The sequence below is a fragment of the Streptomyces sp. NPDC006733 genome (assembly GCF_040636125.1).
Lineage (GTDB): Bacteria > Actinomycetota > Actinomycetes > Streptomycetales > Streptomycetaceae > Actinacidiphila.
Genome location: NZ_JBEYJD010000040.1, coordinates 16,993 through 37,254 on the forward strand (window position 1 = coordinate 16,993; position 20,262 = coordinate 37,254).

Here is a 20,262-nt window from a genome sequence, read left to right on the forward strand (position 1 = left end):
AGCGCGCCCCGACGCCCTCGGCATCCAGGGCCGCCCCTTCCGAACCGACACCCGCGAGGACTCCGATGACGCCCAGACGCCGCCTGCTCATCCTCGCCACGGCGGTGCTGCTCCTCGCGGGCCTGGGCATCGGGCTGGTCCTGCACGCCGCCGACCGGGCGGACCGGAAGAACCAGCCGCAGGCGGGCGGGCCCTCGGTCAGCTCCGGGAAGGTGGCGCTGACGCAGTCCGGGAAGGTCGCGTTCCTCAACGGCGCCCGCGGCCCGCACCTCACCGAGATGGCCACGGTGCCGGCCACCGAACCGGCGGCGGGACGCACCGCATCCGGCGTCAAGTGCCAGCGCTTCTACGCCGCGGCCGGCACGGGCGTCTGCCTGCAGTCCACCCCCGGCGCGCTCGCGCAGAACAACCGGGCCCTGATCCTGGACGCGAACCTGAAGACGCGGCGCAGCTTCCCGCTGGCCGGCACGCCCAGCCGCGCCCGGGTCTCACCCAGCGGCCATCTGGCCGCCTGGACCGTCTTCGTCGGCGGGGAGTCGTACGGCTCCGCGTTCTTCTCCACCCGCACCGCGATCCTGGACACCCGGACCTGGCAGCTCACGGCCAACCTGGAGGAGTTCAGCATCTCCCTGGAGGGCCGGAAGTACCACGCCGTGGACGTGAACTTCTGGGGCGTCACCTTCGCCGCGGACGACGACACCTTCTACGCCACGCTGGCGACCGGCGGCAAGACCTATCTCGTCAAGGGGTCCGTCTCCGGGCGCTCGGTCGCCACCGTGACGCAGAACGTCGAGTGCCCCTCGCTCTCCCCGGACGGCACCCGCATCGCGTTCAAGAAGCGCGCGCTGCGCGGGGCCGCGCTGTGGCGCGAGTACGTGCTGGACCTGCGCACGCTGCGCGAGACGCCGCTCGCCGAGCACCACAGCGTGGACGACCAGGCCACCTGGCTCGACGAGCGGACCGTCGCCTACGCGCTGCCCACGGAGGGAACGGTCGGGAGCACCGACCTGTGGACCGTTCCCGCCGACGGCACCGGCACGCCCCGCCTGCTGATCCACGGCGCCTCCTCCCCGGCCCCGCTGCAGGGCCCCGCCCCGGGGCGCCCGGTCGGGTGAAAACCGGGGCCACGCGCGGCCCGGTCTCGGCACCGCCGGCCGCGACCGGTGCTCCGATGGCTCGGACGGCGGGGAGCGGTCCACGGAAAGGTCCACGGAGCGGTCCACGCGCCGGCCTACCGGAGGGAGGACCGCGGGGTGTGCCACTACTGCGGCTGCCGCGAGATCCCGCTGATCAGGGACTTCATCGCGGAGCACGAGTCGGTGACCGACCACGCGGGCTCGGTGGTGCGCGCCCTGGACGCCGGCGAGCTGTCCGTCGCCCGCGCCCACCTCGACCTGATGGCTGCCGAGCTGCGCGACCACTGGCGCGGTGAGGAGGACGGCCTGTTCGCGGTGATGGCCCGGGACGAGGAGTACCGCGACTACATCGAGGCGCTCCAGGCCGAACACCGGGAGCTGGGCGCGCTGCTCGCCGCCGGTGATCTCGCCGACCTCCGCTACCGAACGCTCGTGCGCACGGCCATCGGTGAACTCGCGCTGCACATCAGCAAGGAGGAGGACGGCCTCTTCCCGGCGGCGCTCACGGCCCTCAGCGGCGAGGAGTGGAACGTCGCCATGGCGGCCTGGCGTGCGGCGCACGCCTGATCCGCCGCACCGCGACCGTGGCCGGGCGAGGTGTGCGGCAACCCTTGCCAGCCACCGCCAACTGTGCTGATATTCGAACCTGCTTGCAGTTACAGCGGGTGTCCTCACGAACACGCCGGGGCGAACGGGGAGCGCCCGTACGGCGCTTCAGCCCGCCCGGCCGCCCTCCCTCAAACGAGTGCCATGCCACAGGACTTCTTCGAACCGCGCCGGCCGGCCGACCGGGCGCGTCCGCCGGGCACGCCCGCGAGGTCCGAGCCGTCGCGCCGTGACCACGGCGGCTCCGGGTGGCCCGACGAAGTGATCCTCGCGGCCCCGCCGCACCTGCGGGCCCGCCTACCGGGGGAGCCCGCCGGACGGCCGCGGCCCCTGCGGGCCCGCCTGCGCGGCCTCCGCTCCGCCCTCCCCTCCGCGCCCTTCGTGCGCGCTCGCCCCCGGTCGGCACCGCGCCTTCCCGCCCGCGGCACCGGCAGTTCGGCGGGCCGCCGGTTCCTCGTCGGCGCCGCGGTGGCGGCCATCGTCGGGCTGATCTCGGCGGGGGTCGTGTTCGCCACGGTGAACAGCGACCCGGTCGGGGCGCGGCCGCGCGCGGTGCCCGTCCCGAACGGGCCGCCGGTGCTCCTCGACACCGGGCCGTCGTCCGACGTCCGTGCCGCGACCGCCCGGTGGATCATCAGCAACGTCGGCCCCGGCCATGTGGTCGCCTGCGACGCGGCCATGTGCGGCTCCCTCGCCGCGCTCGGTTTCCCCGCCTCCTCGACGGTGTGGGTCAAGGACAGCGCGCTGGAGCTGCAGAGCGCGGACGTCGCGGTCCTCACCTCGACGCTGCGGGCCCGCATGGGGTCCGCCCTCACGGCGGTGACGGCCGCGCAGCCGCTCGCCACGTTCGGCACCGGGTCCCGGGCGGTCACGATCCAGGCCGTCGCGCACGCCGGCCGGGCCTCCTACGAGCGGGCGTCGGCCGCCGACCTCGCCGACCGCAGACTCGCGGGCGCGGCACTCGCCGCCAACAGCCGCCTCACCTTCACCGGCGCGGCGCGCGCCCCGCTGGAGCGGGGCCTGGTCGACATGCGGATCTGCGCCCTGCTCGCGACCCTGAGCAGCGGGCACACCCTGACCGTGGTGTCCTTCGCCCCGGCCGCGCCGGGAGCCGGCGCCGGCGTCCCGCGCAACGGGGTGGAGATCTCCGTCATCGACACGGTCTCCGCGGCGGGCCCGGCGCAGCCGGCGGTCGCCCTGCGGACGCTGATCGCCGCCCAGCAGGCGCCCTACCGGCCGCTGCGGACGGAGACGCGAGCGGGGCCCGCCGCGGTGCTCAGCCTCCTGTACTCCCAGCCGGCGCCGGTCACCCAGCGGACCGACCCGGCGCCGTGACCACCTCCGATCACCGTCAGCCCGCCAGAAAGGCTTCCTCGTATGACGCTTTCCGTCCGCAGGCCCGCGGCCGTCCTGCTCTCCGCCGCGCTGTGCACCGCCGTGCTGGCCGGTCCCGCCGCCGCGACCGCGAACGCGGCCCCCGCCGGGTCGAGCGGCTGGCTGCGGCTCGCCCACTTCTCCCCGGGCGCTCCCGCCGTCGACGTCTACCTGTACCCGTTCGGCGGTTCGAAGGCCGCGCTGGTGCTCAAGAACGTCGCCTACGGTGACGCCTCGCCGTACGAGACGGTCGACGGCGGGCAGTACACGGTGGCGATGCGGGTGGCGGGCGCGGCGCCCTCCGTCGCCCCGGTGATCTCCACCACCGTGCGGGTCGAGCAGGGGAAGGCCTACACGGTGGCCGGCCTGGGCCCGGGGACCGCGCTCGAACTGCGGACCCTCGCCGACCAGCTCTCCGCCCCGCAGGACCGGGCCGGGATACGGGTGATCCAGGCGTCGCTGAACCAGCCCTCCGTCGCCGTGCAGGTCGCGGGCAACGACCCGAGCCCGCTGCGCTTCCCGACCTCGACCCCGTACAGCACGGTGCGGGCCGGGGCGACCGCCGTGAAGGTCACCGCGGGTACCGCCAGCGTCAGCCGCACGCTGCAATTGGCGGGGCGCAGCACCCACACGCTGGTGGTGCTGTCCTCGACGGGCGCCGCGCCGAAGCTGCTCGACCTGACCGACTCCAGCGGGCCCGCCACGCAGCCGGGCGGGGGCGTCGAGGCGGGGCTCGGCGGTCTCGGCGAGCCCGCCGCCACGACGTCCGCGGCGGAGGTGGCAGGCTGGGGCGCCGCCCTGGTCCTGGGGCTGGGCGCGGCCCTCTTCGCCGTGCGGCGTCTGCGGCGGACCTGAGCCCGATGGGACGCCACGCCAGGCCCCGCCCGCCGCACCGGGTCGCGCTCGGGGCGCTGGCCCTGCTCGGTGCGGCGTCGGCGGTCGGCGGCGCGGTGGGGCTCGGCCCGCACCTGACGCACGCCGACGCGTCCGCCGGCGGCGCCCGGACCGTCCGGACGGCCGCCCCGGCCCCTGATCCGTACCCTTCCGCCACGGCGCCGCCGGCCCCCACGTCGCTGTCCATCCCGGCCATCTCGGTGCGCACCTCGCTGGAGACCCTCGGCCTGTCGCCCACCGGAGCGCTCCAGGTACCGGTGCGCCCGGAGCGCGCGGGCTGGTTCGGCGGCGGCCCCGCCCCCGGGCAGATCGGCCCGGCGGTCCTGGTGGGCCACATCGACTCCCGCGACGGCCCCGCCGTCTTCGCCCGCCTGTCGTCCCTGCGCCCCGGCGACCTGATCACCGTGGGCCTCCACGACGGCAGCAGCGTCCGCTTCCGCGTGACGTCGATCCGGCGGTACGCCAAGAACCGCTTCCCCACCACCGAGGTCTACGGCCCGCGACCCACCCCGCAACTCCGCCTGATCACCTGCGCCGGCCCCTGGACCAACCACCACTACCCCGACAACACGGTGGCCTTCGCCGTCCTCGACAGCCCGGAGCGCGCCCTCCGGGTCACGAGCCCATCGGGTTGACGAAGGTGCCCGGGTGGGTGGCAGCGTCCTGGCGGGTGATGGAACCGCCCCAGGGCCACTTCAGGGAAAACGGGGTCTCCTCGTCGGGCGGGGTGATGCGGACCAGGGCGGGTTGGAAGGACTCGGCGGCGGGGAGCGTGGTGGGCAGCAGGGTGATGGAGAAGCTCGTGGTGTTGGAGGGCTTGAGCAGGATCTTGGTGGGGGCGATCGAGGAGCGGGTCAGCGACCACGTGCCGTCCGTGTCGCGGTCGCCGATGATGTCGACGCCCGGGAAGCCGATCAGCGAGCAGGTGTGGCGGCTGATGTTGGTGAAGTAGACCGAGGCGCGGGTCTGCTGCGTCGAGCCCATGTCCGGGGCGGCGCCGCCGGCCGCGTCGAAGCCCGCCTTGAGGTCGGCGGTGCGGCAGCGGGGGATCGACGCGAGGTCGACCACCGTGGACGTGGTGTCCGTGGTGGCGGCGGTGGTGTCGTCCTGTGCCGAGAGGCTGCCGGGCGTCTCGCCCGCCGCGGTGGGGGCGGGGGCGGTGGCCGACGGCGTGGCGGTCGGGGTGGGGGCGGGTTTCGGGGTGGCCCTGGCGGGGGCCGGGGTGTTCGGGGCGTGGTTGGGGACTCCGCTGGACCGTGCGCCCTCCACCGAGGACGAACACGCCACGGCGCCCGCGCTCAGGACTGCCATGGCCAGGATCGCCACCCCGTGGCGGGGCAGTCGGTTCAGCGATGCGGTCATGGGTCCCCAGCTCTCTGCGTGCGGCGCGGTGATCTCTCTGAGCGATCACGCGCGGGGCACGGGCCGCGGTTCCAGCGGAACGCGGCCTGCCGCTTCGTCCGTCACGGCGCCGGGTCCGCCGTCACCGTGCGCGCGGCGAGACGGCGCTCGTCGGGCCAGTGCACCGCGCGGGCCCAGGAGAGCTTCTCGAAGATCCGGATGAGGCGGGCGCTGGAGTCGAGTTGGCCGCGCAGGACACCGTGCCGGGCGGAGGTGGGGTCGGCGTGGTGCAGGTTGTGCCAGGACTCGCCGCCGGAGAGCACGGCCAGCCACCAGACGTTGCCCGAGCGGTCCCGGGACCGGAAGGGGCGGGCCCCGGCCACGTGGCAGATCGAGTTGACGGACCAGGTGACGTGGTGGAGCAGGCCGATGCGCACCAGCCCGGCCCAGAAGAACGCCGACCACGCGGCTCCGCTGTCCCAGGTGCCCGGCCCCCACAGGCCGCCCGCCACGGCCGGCAGGCCGAACGAGGCCAGCACGATCAGCGGCTGCCAGCGGGCGAGCCGGACCAGGTCGCGGTCGGCGAGCAGGTCGGGGACGTAGCGCGCCTGGTTCGTCTTCTCGTTGTTGAACGTCCACCCGACATGGGCCCACACCATGCCCTTGAGCAGCGCGCGCACCGAGGTGCCGAACCGCCAGGGGGAGTGCGGGTCGCCGGGCTGGTCCGCGAACTGGTGGTGGCGGCGGTGGTCGGCGCACCAGGTGATGACGTCGCCCTCGACCGCCATCATCCCCGCGACGGCGAGGGCGATCTTCAGCGGCCGGGCGGCGCGGAACGCCTTGTGGGTGAAGAGCCGGTGGTAGCCGACGGTGACGCCGTGCATGACGACGGCGTACATCACCGCGCCGATCACCACCTCGTGCCAGCCGATGCCCCAGCCCCACAGGACGACGACCGAGGCGATCACCGCGACGAAGGGGATGCCGGCGAAGACGCCCACGACCACCCGGTCGGAGGTGCCCATCCGCTCACCCCACGGTGGCTCGGAAGCGGGGGTGGGGCCGGCGGGCGCGCTGGGGTTCGGCTGAGTCATCGGGACCCTCCTTGACGCTGCGCTTCGGGCGCTGTGCGGTCGGGTGGGCGGCACCTTACTCACGGGTAAGCAGGGGTGCTACGCGGTGGCGGCGCAACCGGAAGGAGTCGCTCATCACCCGACTGACAACGCGGACCGGCGGCGTGGGGGCCGGCCGGCTCACCGCGGCCGGTTCACCGGGCCTGGCTCACCGCAACTGCTGCACCCGCAGTGCCAGTTCCATCTCGAAGCGCGCGTCGGGGTCCTGGAGCCGGTCGCCGAACAGCTCGTCGAGCTGGCGCAGCCGGTAGCGGACGGTCTGCGGGTGGATGCCGAGCCGCCCGGCCACCTCGTTGGCGTTGCGGCTGCACTGCAGCCAGCAGAGCAGGGTGTCGGCGAGGCGGGCCCGGTACGGCGGGCGCATCCGCTCCAGCGGGCCCAGATGGCGTTCGGCCAGCGCGTCCACCAGGGCCTCGTCCTGGAAGAGCAGCATGGTGGCGAGGTTCTCCGAGCAGCGTACGACCTCGCCGCCCGGCAGGACGTCCCGGCGGGCCAGGCTCAGCGCGTCCATCGCCCAGCGCAGCGATCTGGCGCCCTCCGTCAGGCCGACCGTGGGGCCGAGAGCCGCGCGGTGGCCCTGCAGCGCCGAGTCCACCGCCCGGGTCCGTCCGGGGCCGCCCGGGTCGGGGACGACGACGCAGCCGGGCCGCTGGTCGAAGCGGGCCAGGAAGTCGGGCGGCAGGATCGGGTAGAGGGTGTCCCGTTCCCAGTGGTGGTCCACGACGACCACGGCCAGCGAGGTGGGCACGGCCCAGTGGGCGGCGTGGGCGAGGTCGCGGATGGCCTCCTCGGTGGGCGGCTGTTCCGCGATCAGCATGTCGAACAGCCGCAGCCGGCGCCGCTGCAACTCGCCCGCCAGGTGCAACTGGGCCTCCGCGTACCCGGCGGAGGTGGCCGTGGCGATCTCGTCGATGTGGACGAGCGCGGCCTCGCCCAGCAGGCCGAGGACCTCGCGCGGCAGGACGTCGGCGTCGGCGAGGGTGACGATGCGGCGCCAGGAGATGCGGGCGGCGATGCGGAGCGCGCCCTGGAAGGAGTCGAGGCTGCGCCCCTCCCTGGCCTCGCCGCGGCCGATGCCGCGGTAGATCCCGATGACCTCCTGCGCGCTGATGCCCGGCGTGGACAGGCGGTCCAGCAGCAGGTTCAGGCCCAGCTCCACGCCGGTGTGGATGGTCTTGGTGTACGTGTCGTTCGTGGGGCGGTCGTACTCGGGGATCTCGGCCTGGATGGCGGTCACCACCTCCTTCCGGATCGCGTCCAGGAAGGGCCGGAGGTGGTGGGCGAGTTCCGGGGGGATCTGGCTGAACGGCTCATCGGCCAGTTCTAGGGTCTGTCGCACCGTGGCGGAGTTCCTTCCGCTGAGTGGCTCGAGTGATGCGACGGTACTCCCCAGTAGCCACTGCCGCCACGGTGCCTGACGGAGTATCAGACAGTGGCCGATTGTCACTTGTGTGACAACGAGCGCCCTGTGCGGCGGTGGCGCCGCGCGGCCCCGGCCCGGTGGCGCCGCGCGGCCCCGGCCCGGTGGCGCAGCGCCCAGAACGTCACCAGGGCGCCCCCCAGCACGCAGCCGGCGGCCAGGCGCAGCCCGGCCGCGTAGCCGTCGAGGAACGCGGTCCGCGGATCGGAGCCGGCGGCCAGTTCCGCTCGCCGGGTGTGCGTCAGGACGACGCCGACCAGCGCGATGCCGAAGACCCCGGAGATCTCCCGGGCCGCGCTGACCACCCCGGACGCCATGCCGTTGCGGGAGGGCGGCACCGCGGCCAGGGAGCGGATGGTCAGCGGCGTGGTGAGCGCGGAGCCCACGCCGATCAGCAGCAGGCCCGGCTGCAGACCGAGATAGCTGGTGCGCAGACCCGTCATCGACACCTGCACCAGACCCCACGCCACCAGCACCAGCCCGGCCGCGATCACCCGGTGCGCGCCCCAGCGCGCGCAGAGCCGCTCCGCGAACGGCGTCAGCGCCAGCAGCGCGAGCGCCAGCGGCAGGAAGGCGAGCCCGGCCCTGGTGGCGGAGAAGCCGAGCACCTGCTGCAGGTAGAGCGTGGTGAAGAAGAACACGCCGTTGACGCCGATGCCCCAGAGCACCTGCGCGGCCGTGCCGCCGCTGAGCAGCCGGTCGCGGAAGAGGCCCAGGTCGAGCAGTGGCGCCGCCGCGCGGACCTCCCGGGCGACGAACAGCCGGGCGGCCAGCGCCGCCGCGAACAGGCACTGCGGCACCGGCCACCGGGCGAAACCGTGCGCCCCGCCCTCCAGCAGCCCGTAGGCCAGCAGGTACAGCGCTGCCGCCGACAGCACGACGCCGGGCACGTCGAGCCGGCGCAGCGGCGACGGTCCCGGGCGGCGGACGGCGGCCGGGACGGCGCCGGCCAGCAGCAGTCCCAGCACGCCGAAGGGCACGTTCAGGAAGAACACCCAGCGCCAGCCCCAGTGCTCGGTGAGGAACCCGCCGAGCACCGGGCCCAGGGCCAGCGCGACGGCCAGCGCCCCGGTCCACAGTCCGACCGCGAGCGCCCGGCGTGCGGCGGGCAGATGGCCGGTGATCACCGCCAGTGTGGCGGGGATCACGAGCGCGGCCCCGACCCCCTGCACGGTCCTGGCCAGGATCAGCGTGCCGCCGTCCGTCGCGAGGCCGCCGGCCACCGAGGCCGCGGTGAACACCGTCAGCCCCGCGACCAGCACCGGGCGGCAGGAGAGCAGGTCGGCGAGCCGGCCGCCGGCCAGCAGCAGGGCGCCGAAGCTCAGCACGTAACTGGTGCCCACCCACTCCAGATCCTGCAGGTCCAGGCCCAACGCGCGCTGCACGGAGGGCAGGGCGACGTTGACGACGGTGTTGTCGAGCGTCGTGATGAACCCGGTCACCGCGATCCCCAGCATGATCGGCAGCGTCCTGACCCGGTCCACCGGCGGCTCCTTTCCGGGGGCGGGGAGCATCGATTCTGACGGCCCGTCTGCTCGGGGCCGTCCGACCTTAGCCTTCGCCCGTGCCGGCGGCCTTGTCATCGGAGTGACAGAACGCGGCGGGGCGGCTGTCACGCCCCGCTCTAGTGGCCCGCCACCCGGAAGCGGAACCTGATGCCCCCATGACGCTCGGAATTCCGGATCCCCCCTCCGGTAAGGAGAGCCGCGTATGACCCGCTTCGCCGAGTTCGAGTCCCGTCGCGCCCAGCTTCTGCGAGGAGGCTCACCAACGGCCGTGGCCCGTCAGCACAGCCGGGGCCGGCTCACCGCGCGGGAGCGCATCGACCTGCTGCTCGACCCCGGCTCCTTCACCGAGACCGACGCCTTCGTGCGGCACCGCTGCACCGCGTACGGCATGGACGCCTCACGTCCCGACGGCGACGGGGTCGTCACCGGCCACGGCACCGTCGACGACCGCCCGGTCGCGGTGTTCGCCCAGGACGCGACCGTGTTCGGCGGCAGCATGGGCGAGGCCTTCGGCGAGAAGGTCCTCAAGATCATGGACCACGCGCTGAAGGTCGGCTGCCCGGTCATCGGCCTCAACGACTCGGGCGGGGCGCGCATCCAGGAGGGGGTCGTCGCCCTCGCCCACTACGCGGAACTCGTCCACCGCAACGTCATGGTCTCCGGGGTGATCCCCCAACTGTCCATGATCCTGGGCCCGTGCGCGGGCGGCGCCGCGTACTCGCCGGCGCTCACCGACTTCACCGTCATGGTGAAGGACATCTCGCACATGTTCGTCACCGGTCCCGACGTGATCCACTCGGTGACGGGGGAGGAGACCACGGCCGAGGAACTGGGCGGCGCCCGCACCAGCTCCGTCGTCAGCGGCACCGCCCACTACCTCGCCCACGACGAGGCGGACGCCTTCGACTTCGTCCGCGGGCTGCTCTCCTACCTGCCCGCCAACAACCAGGAGGCGCCACCGCGCTACCGGCAGGAGTGCGAGCCCGGCATCACCGCGCGGGACCGGGAGCTCGACGAGATCGTCCCCGACAACCTGGGGCACGCCTACGACATGCGGGAGATCGTGCGGCGGGTGGTGGACGACGGCGAACTGCTGGAGATGCAGGAGCTGTTCGCGCCGAACATCATCTGCGCCTTCGGCCGTGTCGAGGGCTCGTCGGTCGGCATCGTCGCCAACCAGCCGCTGCACTCGGCCGGCGCCCTGGACATCGACGCCTCCGAGAAGGCCGCCAGGTTCGTGCGGTTCTGCGACGCCTTCGGCATCCCGATCCTGTCCTTCGTCGACGTCCCCGGGTACCTGTCCGGCGTCCGGCTGGAGCACGGCGGCATCGTCCGCCGGGGCGCCAAGCTGCTGTACGCGTACGCCGAGGCCACCGTCCCCGCCATCACCGTCGTCGTCCGCAAGGCCTACGGCGGCGGGTACGCCGTCATGGGGTCCAAGCACCTGGGCGCCGACCTCAACCTGGCGTGGCCGTCCGCGCAGATCGCCGTCATGGGAGCCCAGGGCGCGGTCGCCGTGCTGCACCGCAAGGAACTGCGCGAAGCCGAGGACCCGGAGCTGCTGCGCAAGCAGCTGACCACCGAGTACGAGAACGAGTACGCCACCCCGTACCTCGCCGCCGAGCGCGGCTACCTCGACGCCGTCATCCTCCCGCACGAGACCCGCGGCCGGATCGCCCGGGGGCTGCGCGCGCTGCACGGAAAGCACCGGCCCGTGCCGCAGCGCCACCACGGCAACATCCCCCTGTGACCGCCACCCGTTCCCGGGCGCCGCGGATCCCCCACCGCCGTCCCCGCTGACAGCGGCCCCCGCGCCCCCCACCCCTCTGGAGTGCCATGCCCCCCGCGCGCCCCCTCCCGCTGACCGAGTCGCTGCACCGCTGGTCCACCGAGCGCGGCACCCAGCGGGCCTTCACCTTCGTCGACTTCCCCACCCCGGACTCACCGGGCCGGCACCGCAGCCTGACCTGGAAGCGGCTCGACGAGCAGGCCCGCACGATCGCCCGGCGGCTGCGGGCCGACGTGGGGCCCGGCGAGCGGGCCGCGCTGATGCTGCCGCAGGGGCTGGGGTACGTGGCGGCCTTCCTCGGCTGCCTGTACGCCGGGGTGATCGCCGTCCCGCTGTTCAGCCCCGACCTGCCGGGGCACGCCGACCGGCTCGCCGCCGTGCTCGACGACTGCGAGCCGTCCTGCGTCCTGACCGACAGCGCGACCGCCCCCGTCATCGCGGCCTTCGCGGCCGAGCACGGGATCCCGCACGTGCCGGTGCTGCGCATCGACCGGCCGGCCGACACCGAGCCGCCGGACCCGGACCGGCCGCTGCCGGTCCCGGAACCGGACGACATCGCCTACCTCCAGTACACCTCGGGCTCCACCCGGGTCCCCGCCGGGGTGATGATCAGCCACGGCAACGTCGTCGCCAACGCCGCGCAGGCCGTCGCGGCGTTCGACGCGACGGCGGACGGCAACACCAGCGTCGGCTGGCTGCCGCTCTTCCACGACATGGGCCTGGTGCTGAGCGTCGCCGCGCCCGTCCTGGCGGGCCTGCCGTCGGTCCTCATGGACCCGGTCTCCTTCCTGGAGCGGCCGGTGCGCTGGCTGCGGCTGCTCGGTGCGTACCCGGGCACCATCAGCGCCGCCCCCAACTTCGCCTACGACTACTGCGCCACCCGCATCGACCAGGAGCAGGCCGCGCCGCTGCGGCTGGACCGCGTACACGTCATGATCAACGGCAGCGAACCGGTCCGGCCGGGCACCGTCGAGCGGTTCCAGCGCGCCTTCGGCCACGCCGGGCTGCCGCCCGAGGCGCACTGCCCTTCGTACGGGCTGGCCGAGGCCACCGTCTTCGTCACCGCCGACCCGCCCGCCGACCCGCCCCGGACGCTGGTCTGCGACCGCGAGGCGCTCGCGGCGGGGGAGCTCCGTCCGTGTGCGGACGACGACGCCCTGGCCACCGCGCTGGTCGGCTGCGGCATGCCGGTGGGGCAGGAGCTGCGCATCACGGACCCGGCGACGGGGCTGGTGCTGCCCGAGGACCGGATCGGGGAGATCCGGCTGCGCGGCCCCAACATCGGCCTGGGCTACTGGAAGCGCACCGGCCGCTCGCAGGCGTCGTTCGCCTCCCGCATCCCCGGCGAGGAGGGCGACTGGCTGCGCACCGGCGACCTCGGGGCCCTGCACGAGGGCCGGCTCCAGGTCACCGGACGGCTGAAGGACCTGCTGATCGTGGACGGCCGCAACCACTACCCGCAGGACCTGGAGGAGACCGTGCAGTCCTCGCTGGACTGCGTGCGCCGCGACCGGCTCGCCCTGTTCACCGTCGGCGGCGACGGCCGGCCGGAGGAGGTGGTCGCCGTCGCCGAGCACGTCCGCGACCTCGACGTCACCGCGGAGGTGGGCGCGGCGGCGGAACGGGCCGCCCGCGCCCGGATCTCCGCCCGGCACGGCGTACGGCTGGCCCGGCTGCTCCTCGTCCCGCCCGGCGCGGTGCCGCGCACCTCCAGCGGCAAGGTGTCCCGCTCCGCGTGCCGCGAGCGGTACCTGGCGGGCGCGTACGAGGGCGCCCACGAGGGCGCGTACGAAGGTCCCCACGAGGGTTCCAGCGCGGGTTCCCGTGAGAAGGAGGCGGCGGCCGGTGAGTGAAGGCACCGCCGGCGTGGGGGAGTCCGCGATGCGCCGCACGATCGTCTCGCGCCTCTCCCAGTGGTACGGGCTCGATCCGGCCGACATCGACGACGACCGGCCGTTCGCGGAACTCGGCATCACCTCGCGGGACGCGGTCGCGCTCACCGCGGAACTGCGCGCCCTCACCTCCGTCCACCTGCCCGCGACCCTGCTGTGGGAGGCGCCGACACTGGGCCGGCTGCTCGCCGTCGTCGAGGCCGCGGAGCGGGAGCCCGGCGCCGCGGCGCCCGCTCCCCGGCCTGCGCCGGACCGGCCGCCGCAGGCCGGGCCGCACGCGGTCGCCGTCATCGGCATCGGCTGCCGGCTCCCGGGCGGCATCACCTCCGCGGCCGGGTTCTGGGACCTGCTCAGCACGGGCGGCGCCGCGGTCGGCACGCTGCCCGACGGACGCTGGGCGCCCTTCCTCCCCGACGGCGCGCCGCCCGAGGGCATCAGCCGCCACGGCGCCTTCCTGCCCGACGTGGCCGGGTTCGACGCCGAGTTCTTCGGCATCTCCCCGCACGAGGCCACCCTCATGGACCCCCAGCAGCGCCTGCTGCTGGAGGTCGCCCGGGAGAGCCTGGACCACGCCGCCCTCCCCGCGCCCGCCCTGGCCGGGAGCAGTACCGGGGTGTTCATCGGGATCAGCGGCAACGAGTACGCCCAGCTCACCACCGCCGACCTGGACGCGGTCGACGCGTGGACCCCGCCGGGCGCCGCCCTGAGCATCGCGGCCAACCGCCTCTCGTACGCGCTGGACCTGCGCGGCCCCAGCCTCGCCGTCGACACCGCCTGCTCCTCGTCGCTGGTCGCGGTGCACCACGCCGTGCGCAGCCTGGCGTGCGGCGAGACCGACACGGCGCTGGCCGGCGGCGTGAACCTGCTGCTGTCGCCCGCGCTGACGCTGGCCTTCCAGCGGGCGGGCGCGCTCGCACCCGACGGGCGCTGCAAGACCTTCGACGCCGCGGCCGACGGCATGGTGCGCGGCGAGGGGTGCGCGGTCGTCGTCCTGCGGCGGCTGGCCGACGCGGAGCGGGACGGGAACCGCGTCCTCGCCGTCATCCGGTCGACGGCCGTGAACTCCGACGGCCGCTCCAACGGGCTGCTGGCCCCCAACCCCGAGGCCCAGCGGGCCCTGCTGGAGCAGGCGCACGCCGGCGAGGGCACCGAACTGGACTACGTCGAGGCGCACGGCACCGGCACCGCGCTCGGCGACCCGATCGAGGCGCACGCCCTGGGGGCCGTGCTCGGGCGGGGCCGCGCAGCGGACCAGCCGCTGCTCATCGGCTCGGCGAAGACCAACGTCGGCCACCTGGAGGCCGCGGCCGGGATCACCGGGCTGGTCAAGACGGTGCTGGCGCTGCACCACGACGAACTGCCGCCGCACCGCAACTACACCGCCCCCAACCCGCTCATCGACTTCGACGCGCTGGGGCTGCGGGTCGTCGACTCAGCCGAGCCCTGGCCGCGGTACTCGGGCCGGGCCACCGCGGGCGTCTCCGCCTTCGGGTTCGGCGGCACCAACGCGCACGTCGTGCTGGAGGAGTACCGTCCCGCGCCGCACCGGCGGGCGCCGGCGTCCGGGGGAGCGCCGTCGATCACCGTCCTGGACGCGCTGTCCGCCGCCCGGCTGCGCGAGGACGCGGCGGGGCTGGGCGACTGGCTGGCGTCGCCCGCGGCCCGGGGGACCGCGATGGAGGACGTGGCCCGCACGCTGCACGGCCGCACCGGCCGCGGCCGGTACCGGGCGGCGGTGGTCGCGGGCAGCCGCGAGGACGCCGCGCAGGCGTTCGCGTGCCTCGCCGCGGGCCGGCCCCATCCGGCGGTCGTCACGGGCGGCCCGGCCACCGAGACCGCCCGGCCCGTCTGGGTGTTCTCCGGCTACGGCTCCCAGTGGCCGGGCATGGCGCGCCGGCTGCTGGCGGCGGAGCCCGCGTTCGCCGAGGCCGTCGACGTACTGGAGCCGCTGCTGGCCGAGCACGCGGGCCTGTCGCTGCGCGCACTGCTGGAGCCTGGCGCGGAGCTGGCGTCGCCCTCGGTCGTCCAGCCTGTGCTGTACGCGCTGCAGGTGGCCCTGGCCGGGCTCTGGCGCGCGTACGGGATCGAACCGGCGGCCGTCATCGGCCACTCCATGGGCGAGGTCGCCGCGGCCGTGGTCGCGGGCGCGCTGGACACCGAGAGCGGGGCCCGCGTCATCGCGATCCGCTCCCGGCTGCTCGACGGCCTGTCGGGCGGGGCGATGGCCGTGGTGGACCGCTCCGCCGCGCAGATCCGGGCGCACGCCGTGACGTGGCCCAGCCTGCAGGTCGCCGTCCACTCGTCGCCCGGCCAGAGCGTCGTGACCGGCACGGCGGACGACATCGGCGCCCTGATCGCCCAGGTGGAGCGGGAGGGCGGCCTCGCCCGGTCGCTGGGGGTCGCGGCCGCCGGGCACTCCCCGCAGGTCGAGCCGCTGCTCGGCCCGATGGCCGAACAGCTCGGCGCGGTACGGCACGCCCGGCCGCGCGTCCCCTTCTACGGCACGGTCCTGGACTCGCCCCGCGAGGTGCCCGCCTTCGACACCGGGTACTGGGTGGCGGGGCTGCGCCGACCCGTGCGCTTCGCGCAGGCGGTCGCCGCCGCGGCGGCGGACGGGCACCGGCTGTTCGTCGAGGTCTCCCCGCACCCGACGCAACTGCACCCGCTCGCCGAGACGCTGCGCGCCTCGGACGCGGCGGACGCCACCTCGTTCGCGACGCTGCGCCGCAACGCCGACGACGCGTTCGCCTTCCGGCACGCCCTGGCGGGGCAGCTGGTCCGCGGGGTGGCGGTCGACGCCGACGCCCTGCACGGCGGCGGGCGGATCGTGGACGTGCCCAGCGCCGGCTGGCGGCACCGCCCCTACTGGGTGAAGGGGCGTCTCGCGGCACGGCGGCAGGCACCCGGAGCCGGACCCGTACCCGAAGCCGACACCGCACCCGAATCCCTCCCCGAACCCGTAGCACCGGCGGCCGGCCCCAGGACCGTCCTCGACCGGCTGCGGGAGCACGTCGCGCAGGTCATGGGGTACGCGCCGGAGCACATCGACCCGGCGACACCGCTGACCGAACTCGGCCTCGACTCCCTGATGGCCACCCGCATCCTGGCCGCCGTCGCCCGGGACTTCGGCACCGTCGTCGAACCGCGGCTGCTGCTGCGGGGCGGCACCGTCGCCGCGCTCGCCGCGTGGCTGGAGGCGCCGGACGAGGCCGGGCCGCCGTTCGCGGACGGCCCCACCGGGGTGCTGCCCCGGGACGCCGCCGAGCGACTGGTCGCCGGGGCCTGGCAGCACGTCGCGGGCGGCCCCCCGCCCGGCGCCGAGGACGACCTCGGCCTGCGGGAACTGCCGGAGCGGCAACTGGACCTGCTGGCCCGGGAAGTGTCCGAGCGTGCCGGGTGGCAGGTGCCGGCGGCGGAGCTGCTGGCGGGCCCGGCCACCGTCGCGGGCATCGCCGGGCTGCTGCGCCCGCGGCTGGAGGCCCCCGTCAGCGGTCCGCTGCGCGTCCTGCGGGAGGGCGGCGGCCGCCCCCCGCTGTTCCTGATCCACCCCGCGGGCGGCTCCACCGCCGTCTACCGCGCCCTCGTCCGGCGGCTCGGCGACGACCAGCCCTGCTACGGGCTGGAGCGGCTGCCCGGCCCGGACGCGGTGCCCGAGCGGGCGGCGGCCTACGCGCGGCTCGTCCGCGAGGTCCGCCCGCGGGGGCCGTGGCTGCTCGGCGGCTGGTCCTACGGCGGGGTGGTGGCCCAGGAGACGGCGCGGCTGCTGGCCGCCGACGGGAGCGTGCCCGCGCTGGTCCTGATCGACAGCGTGCTGCCGCTGCCGGTCCCCGAACTGCCGCCGATCGAGGAGGCCCGGCGCCGGTTCGCGGACTTCGCCGCGTACGTCGAGCGCACCTACGGCAGCCCGCTGCCGCTGCCGTACGACGAGCTGGCCGCGCTCGACGACGCCGGGCAGATCGAGCTGGTGGTCAAGGCGCTGGAGCAGGCGGCGGACCTGCCCGCCGCCGTGCTGGAACACCAGCGCACCTCCTACCTGGACCTGCGCAGCGGCGAGCGGCACACCCCGCTCCCGTACGCCGGCCGCACGCTGCTCTACCGGGCCACGCGCAGCGCGCCGCACACCGTCCAGGACGCCCGCTACACGCGCACCGACGAGGCGCTCGGCTGGGACGGGTCCTGCGCGGACCTGTCCGTCACACCCGTCGAGGGGGACCACCTCTCGCTGCTCGACCCGCCCGCGGTCGACGACCTCGCCGCGCTGCTCACCCGCGACCTCACACCGGACACGACAAGAGGGAACTGATGCACACACCGCGCCGTCGCCTTGCCTCCCGCGCCGCCGTCACCGCGGCGGCCGTCCTCGCGGCGACCGCCGCCCTGACCATCGGCCCCGCCGCCCCGGCCCCCGCCGCCGCCCCGGCGGCGGCCCCGGCCCGCACCGCCCTGGACGGCGCCTCCATCGTCTCCGAGACCTGGCTCGACGCCCGGACCGTCGACCTGCAGATCAACTCCCCGGCGGTCGGCGGCACCGTGGCGACCCGGCTGCTGCTGCCCACCGGCTGGTCGGCCCAGGCCACCCGTACCTGGCCGGTGCTGTACCTGCTCCAGGGCGCGCACGACGACTACACCTCCTGGACCCGCGAGACCGACATCGAGCAGTTCACCGCGGACAAGCAACTCATCGTCGCCATGCCGTCGTCGGGCCCCACCGGCATCCCCAGCACCTGGTGGAACTTCGGCTCCAACAAACCGGACTACGAGACCTTCCAGGTCACGGAGCTGGTCCAACTGCTGCAGCAGAACTACCGGGCCGGCGCGGCACGGGCCATCGGCGGGGTGTCCACCGGCGGCTGGGGCGCGGTCGCGTTCGCCGCCCGGCACGCCGGAACGTTCAGGGCGGCGGCCTCGTACAGCGGTGTCCTGCACACGACGCTGCCCGGGATGCCGGTCGTCGTGCAGCTCATCGTGAGCCGCGAGGGCCTGCTGCCGTGGGCGCTGTGGGGTTCGCCGATCTTCCAGAGCCCGCTGTGGAACGCGCAGAACCCGTACGCCCTTGCCTCGAAGCTGACCGGCACCAGCCTCTACCTCTCCTCCGGCACCGGCGTCGTCGGCGGCAACGGTGAGCTGAGCGCCGAGGCCCTGGAGACCACCCTGTGGCCGGCCTCGCAGGCCTTCGCCGCCCGCCTCAAGCAGCTCGGCATCCCCGCGCAGACCCACTTCTACCTCGGTGGCACGCACAGCTGGACCTACTGGCGCAACGAGTACAAGACGTCCTGGCCGCTCCTGTCGCAGGCGCTGGGACTGTGAACGCGGTGTGCTGAGCGCGGGTTTCAGGCGCGTCGCGGCTCCCAGCGGAACAGGCGGCGGGCGGCCAGCAGCACCCCGGCCGTCCACAGGGCGGTGACCAGCAGGGCGGGACCGGCGGACTGCCAGGTGTGCAGGAAGGAGAGATCGGCCAGCGGACCGCCGTTCCAGCTCTCGTGCCCGAAGGTCCGGCCGAACCAGGCGGTGCGCAGCGCCTGCACCACCGGGGTCAGCGGCAGGACGTGCGCCGGCCCCTGCAGCCAGGACGGGAGCGAGGACAGCGGGGTGGCGACGCCCGCGCCGAACATGCACAGCATGAGGACCGGCGTCGCCACCAGCGGCGACGTCTCGGCGCTCGGCGTCACCCCGGACAGCGCCACGGCGAGCAGGGCGAAGAGCAGGTAGCCCGCGGCCAGCGCGAGCAGCAGCAGCGCCGGGTCGGCGGGCAGCGGCGCGTGGAACAGCCCGACGGCGAGCGCGCCCAGCACCGCGGTCTGCAGCAGGACGACGATGCCGCTCGCGCCGATCTGCCCGGCGAAGACGGCGCTGGGCGGCACCTCCGTACCGCGCAGCCGCTTGAGCACCAGGTCGTCGCGGCGTGCGACGACCTGGTTGAGGAGGTTGACGAAGGACGTGACGAGCGCCAGCCCGATGAAGCCGACGGTGACGTAGCCGGCCGCGCCGACCCCGCCGATCTCCTTGTCGCGCAGCGGGGCCGCGACGAACAGGTCCAGCAGGACGGGGAGCAGGAAGCCGATGAAGGTGGAGCGGCGGTTGCGCCAGAACACCTTCCAGGACAGCAGGAGCTGGCCGTGGGCGTAGCGGGTCCAGGTCATCGGGCCACCGCCTTGCCGCGGGCCGCGGGCCGGACGGCGCCGTGGCCGCAAGCAGCGTCCGGTCCGCCGGCCGCCAGGGCGAGGAAGACGTCCTCCAGCGAGGCCTGCCGCACCTCGATGCCGTCGAGTTCGACACCGCGCGCGCCGGCCCACGCGTGCAGCGCGGCCAGCGCGGGCGCCGTCCGCGCCACCGCGTAGGAGACCGCGGCACCCCGGACGGCCAGGTCGGCGCCGGGAAGGCCCGGCAGGTCGGCGGCGGCGGTGCCGGGCGGCAGCGGGAAGGTGATGCGGCTGCGCTGCCCGGACAGCACCTCGGCGACGGTGCCGGCGGCCGTGACGCGGCCCGCGTCCATGATGGCGACGCGGTCGGCCAGCTGCTGGGCCTCCTCCAGGTAGTGCGTGGTCAGCACCACGGTGGTGCCGGCCGCGCGCAGGTCCCTGACGAGCTGCCAGGTGGTGCGGCGCGCCTCGGGGTCCATGCCCGTGGTGGGCTCGTCGAGGAAGAGCAGTTCGGGGTCGTTGAGCACGGCGAGCGCGAGGTCCAGCCGGCGGCGCTCGCCGCCCGAGAGCTGGCCGACGCGGGTGCCCGCCTTGGCGTCGAGCCGCACCTGCCCGAGGACGTCGGCGGTGGCGCGGGCCCGCCCGGTGAAGCGGCGCCAGGCGTCGACCGTCTCCCGGACGGTCAACTCCTGGAAGAACCCGCCCTCCTGGAGCATCACCCCGGTCCTGCGGCGCAGCGCGGGCCCGTCCGCGTAGGGATCCAGGCCCAGCACCCGTACGGAACCCGAGGTGGGGGGCCGGTAGCCCTCGACCACCTCGAGGGTCGTGGTCTTGCCGGCGCCGTTGGTCCCGAGCAGCGCGAACAGCTCTCCGCGGCGGACGGTGAAGGAGACTCCGCGTACCGCCTCGTAATCCCCGTAGGACTGCCGCAATTCCGCGACTTCTATGACTTCAGGAATTTCTTTCATAGGCACATGGTGCGCGGAAAGGGAGAGGCTCCGCAAGGGGCCCTACGTTCTCCGAACTCCT

Annotated in this window: 15 protein-coding genes; 9 read left to right on the forward strand and 6 right to left on the reverse strand. The window is 75.0% G+C overall.

What is annotated here, in order from left to right; genetic code table 11:
* The first annotated feature begins 65 nt into the window (after nt 1–65).
* From ABZ721_RS30285 to ABZ721_RS30305, 5 genes are all read left to right on the forward strand, one after another.
* Nucleotides 66–1,115 (forward strand): TolB-like translocation protein, encoded by a 1,050-nt coding sequence (locus tag ABZ721_RS30285; RefSeq protein ID WP_358791945.1) that lies wholly within the window; start codon nt 66–68, stop codon nt 1,113–1,115.
* 138 nt (nt 1,116–1,253) lie between these two features.
* On the forward strand, nt 1,254–1,703 hold the full coding sequence (locus ABZ721_RS30290) for a hemerythrin domain-containing protein (protein ID WP_358791946.1): 450 nt from the start codon (nt 1,254–1,256) through the stop codon (nt 1,701–1,703).
* Between the two features lie 183 nt (nt 1,704–1,886).
* Nucleotides 1,887–3,077, forward strand: coding sequence for a hypothetical protein (locus tag ABZ721_RS30295; protein ID WP_358791947.1), 1,191 nt, complete (start codon nt 1,887–1,889; stop codon nt 3,075–3,077).
* Between the two features lie 42 nt (nt 3,078–3,119).
* The gene (locus ABZ721_RS30300) at nt 3,120–3,971 is read left to right on the forward strand and encodes a DUF4397 domain-containing protein (protein ID WP_358791948.1); all 852 of its coding nucleotides are present in this window, start codon (nt 3,120–3,122) and stop codon (nt 3,969–3,971) included.
* A 5-nt stretch (nt 3,972–3,976) separates the two neighbouring features.
* A complete protein-coding gene (locus tag ABZ721_RS30305; RefSeq protein ID WP_358791949.1) occupies nt 3,977–4,645 on the forward strand; it encodes a class F sortase in 669 nt (222 codons plus the stop codon).
* On the opposite strand, the gene ABZ721_RS30310 is transcribed toward ABZ721_RS30305, so the two are convergent.
* From ABZ721_RS30310 to ABZ721_RS30325, 4 genes are all read right to left on the reverse strand, one after another.
* Nucleotides 4,626–5,372: a DUF4232 domain-containing protein gene (locus ABZ721_RS30310; protein ID WP_358791950.1), complete on the reverse strand. Its 747-nt coding sequence runs from the start codon at nt 5,370–5,372 to the stop codon at nt 4,626–4,628. The two genes, ABZ721_RS30305 and ABZ721_RS30310, sit on opposite strands and share 20 nt — an antisense overlap.
* A 101-nt stretch (nt 5,373–5,473) precedes the next feature.
* Nucleotides 5,474–6,445, reverse strand: a complete 972-nt coding sequence (locus tag ABZ721_RS30315) for a fatty acid desaturase (protein ID WP_358791951.1) — start codon at nt 6,443–6,445, stop codon at nt 5,474–5,476.
* 187 nt (nt 6,446–6,632) lie between these two features.
* Nucleotides 6,633–7,823 (reverse strand): helix-turn-helix domain-containing protein, encoded by a 1,191-nt coding sequence (locus ABZ721_RS30320; RefSeq protein ID WP_358791952.1) that lies wholly within the window; start codon nt 7,821–7,823, stop codon nt 6,633–6,635.
* 104 nt (nt 7,824–7,927) lie between these two features.
* A complete protein-coding gene (locus ABZ721_RS30325; RefSeq protein ID WP_358791953.1) occupies nt 7,928–9,388 on the reverse strand; it encodes an MFS transporter in 1,461 nt (486 codons plus the stop codon).
* 226 nt (nt 9,389–9,614) lie between these two features.
* Between ABZ721_RS30325 and ABZ721_RS30330 the strand changes: the two genes are divergently transcribed.
* The 4 genes from ABZ721_RS30330 to ABZ721_RS30345 all read left to right on the forward strand — a co-directional run bounded on the left by ABZ721_RS30330 (nt 9,615) and on the right by ABZ721_RS30345 (nt 18,400).
* On the forward strand, nt 9,615–11,162 hold the full coding sequence (locus tag ABZ721_RS30330; RefSeq protein WP_358791954.1) for an acyl-CoA carboxylase subunit beta: 1,548 nt from the start codon (nt 9,615–9,617) through the stop codon (nt 11,160–11,162).
* Nucleotides 11,163–11,248: 86 nt separating this feature from the next.
* A complete protein-coding gene (locus tag ABZ721_RS30335; protein ID WP_358791955.1) occupies nt 11,249–13,054 on the forward strand; it encodes a fatty acyl-AMP ligase in 1,806 nt (601 codons plus the stop codon).
* Nucleotides 13,047–17,396 (forward strand): beta-ketoacyl synthase N-terminal-like domain-containing protein, encoded by a 4,350-nt coding sequence (locus ABZ721_RS30340; protein ID WP_358791956.1) that lies wholly within the window; start codon nt 13,047–13,049, stop codon nt 17,394–17,396. The genes ABZ721_RS30335 and ABZ721_RS30340 overlap by 8 nt, the downstream gene beginning before the upstream one ends.
* Nucleotides 17,396–18,400: an alpha/beta hydrolase family protein gene (locus ABZ721_RS30345; protein WP_358791957.1), complete on the forward strand. Its 1,005-nt coding sequence runs from the start codon at nt 17,396–17,398 to the stop codon at nt 18,398–18,400. The genes ABZ721_RS30340 and ABZ721_RS30345 overlap by 1 nt, the downstream gene beginning before the upstream one ends.
* A gap of 23 nt (nt 18,401–18,423) precedes the next feature.
* Here the strand turns inward: ABZ721_RS30345 and ABZ721_RS30350 are convergent, their stop codons facing one another.
* Nucleotides 18,424–19,233 (reverse strand): ABC transporter permease, encoded by an 810-nt coding sequence (locus ABZ721_RS30350; RefSeq protein ID WP_358791958.1) that lies wholly within the window; start codon nt 19,231–19,233, stop codon nt 18,424–18,426.
* The gene (locus ABZ721_RS30355) at nt 19,230–20,201 is read right to left on the reverse strand and encodes an ABC transporter ATP-binding protein (protein WP_358791959.1); all 972 of its coding nucleotides are present in this window, start codon (nt 20,199–20,201) and stop codon (nt 19,230–19,232) included. Before ABZ721_RS30355 ends, ABZ721_RS30350 begins: the two co-directional genes overlap by 4 nt.
* Nucleotides 20,202–20,262 lie beyond the last annotated feature (61 nt).

What these genes read in the sequence shown, in the direction of transcription:
- ABZ721_RS30285 (WP_358791945.1), top strand. Translation starts at nt 66, where the DNA reads ATGACGCCCAGACGCCGCCTGCTCATCCTCGCCACGGCGGTGCTGCTC.
- ABZ721_RS30295 (WP_358791947.1), top strand. Translation starts at nt 1,887, where the DNA reads ATGCCACAGGACTTCTTCGAACCGCGCCGGCCGGCCGACCGGGCGCGT.
- ABZ721_RS30300 (WP_358791948.1), top strand. Translation starts at nt 3,120, where the DNA reads ATGACGCTTTCCGTCCGCAGGCCCGCGGCCGTCCTGCTCTCCGCCGCG.
- ABZ721_RS30305 (WP_358791949.1), top strand. Translation starts at nt 3,977, where the DNA reads ATGGGACGCCACGCCAGGCCCCGCCCGCCGCACCGGGTCGCGCTCGGG.
- ABZ721_RS30310 (WP_358791950.1), bottom strand. Translation starts at nt 5,372, where the DNA reads ATGACCGCATCGCTGAACCGACTGCCCCGCCACGGGGTGGCGATCCTG.
- ABZ721_RS30315 (WP_358791951.1), bottom strand. Translation starts at nt 6,445, where the DNA reads ATGACTCAGCCGAACCCCAGCGCGCCCGCCGGCCCCACCCCCGCTTCC.
- ABZ721_RS30330 (WP_358791954.1), top strand. Translation starts at nt 9,615, where the DNA reads ATGACCCGCTTCGCCGAGTTCGAGTCCCGTCGCGCCCAGCTTCTGCGA.
- ABZ721_RS30335 (WP_358791955.1), top strand. Translation starts at nt 11,249, where the DNA reads ATGCCCCCCGCGCGCCCCCTCCCGCTGACCGAGTCGCTGCACCGCTGG.
- ABZ721_RS30345 (WP_358791957.1), top strand. Translation starts at nt 17,396, where the DNA reads ATGCACACACCGCGCCGTCGCCTTGCCTCCCGCGCCGCCGTCACCGCG.
- ABZ721_RS30350 (WP_358791958.1), bottom strand. Translation starts at nt 19,233, where the DNA reads ATGACCTGGACCCGCTACGCCCACGGCCAGCTCCTGCTGTCCTGGAAG.
- ABZ721_RS30355 (WP_358791959.1), bottom strand. Translation starts at nt 20,201, where the DNA reads ATGAAAGAAATTCCTGAAGTCATAGAAGTCGCGGAATTGCGGCAGTCC.